This is a genomic window from Arhodomonas sp. KWT (assembly GCF_010993615.1).
The window spans coordinates 1-991 of the sequence record NZ_WNXE01000612.1; the positions used below are offsets into that span (position 1 = coordinate 1).

1 protein-coding gene is annotated in these 991 nt (G+C 73.2%); it reads left to right on the forward strand.

The genetic code is table 11. From position 1 onward, the window contains the following. Positions 1-305: 305 nt before the first annotated feature. A partial coding sequence (locus G7A99_RS21130) for a CBS domain-containing protein (protein ID WP_163143877.1) occupies positions 306-991 on the forward strand: 686 nt, incomplete at its 3' end.

A 991-nucleotide genomic window follows, 5' to 3' on the forward strand; every position in this document is an offset into this window, starting at 1 on the left:
GGAGTAGGGCGGCACAGCGCCGGCCATATCGTCTGGGCATGGGCGCCGGGCAGCCACGGGGCCGGCCGGAACCCGTCTTCAGGGGGCGGGGAGGCGATCATGGGGTTATTGTAACGGGGTGGGCATGTGTTCCGCCCCCGGCACGCCGCTGGGCCCTGCCGCGGCCGTCCGGCGGTGTATCCCGCGTGCCGGCGTGGGAAGCGGACGAGCGGCCATCGGCCCCGGCGGGACGGTGCCGGGCGGGCACGCGGGGCCGGAATTCTGACACCGGGGCGTTGCATCTGGGATGATGGGGACCGTCAGGGATGGAGACAGAGGGGGCCGCCGTGGTACCGGGACCGGAAGAACGCCGAGACTTCCTGGCGGGGCAGCCGCCGTTCGACAGCCTGCCGGCGGACCTGCTGATGCTCGTCGCCGAGACGGCGGCCGTCCGTGACGCCGCCGACGGCGAGACGCTGCTATGCCCGGAGGACGGACCGCCGAAGGGGCTGTTCGTGATCGCCGCCGGACGGGTAAGCCTGGAGGCCGGCGACGACGAGCCGGCGGACCTGTTCGTCGGCGAGTCCTTCCCTATCGAGGCGGTGACCGAGCGCCGGGCGGTGGCCCATACCTATCGCGCCTCCGGGGCCGTGCGCCTCTACCGGGTTCCGGCGGCGGTGATCGTGCAGTGCATCGACTCGGTGCCGGAGTTCGCCGCGTTCTGCCGGCGCAGCGCCACCGGGCTGCTGGTTCGCGGCCAGGCGGAGAACCGGCGCCAGGCCGGCGACGAGCTCTCCCGGATCACCAGTCTGGACGTCAGCCTGCGCAGTGTCTGTGCCCATACCCCGGTCACCGCCGGTGCGGACGAGGATGTGCGCCGCGTGGTCGCGCGCATGCACCGCGAGGGGGTGGGCAGCGTCCTCGTGGTGAATGCTGGCGGCGGGCTTCTCGGGATCTTCACCCTGCATGACCTGCGCCGCGTGGTTGCCGACGGCGGCTCGCTGGAGGCCCG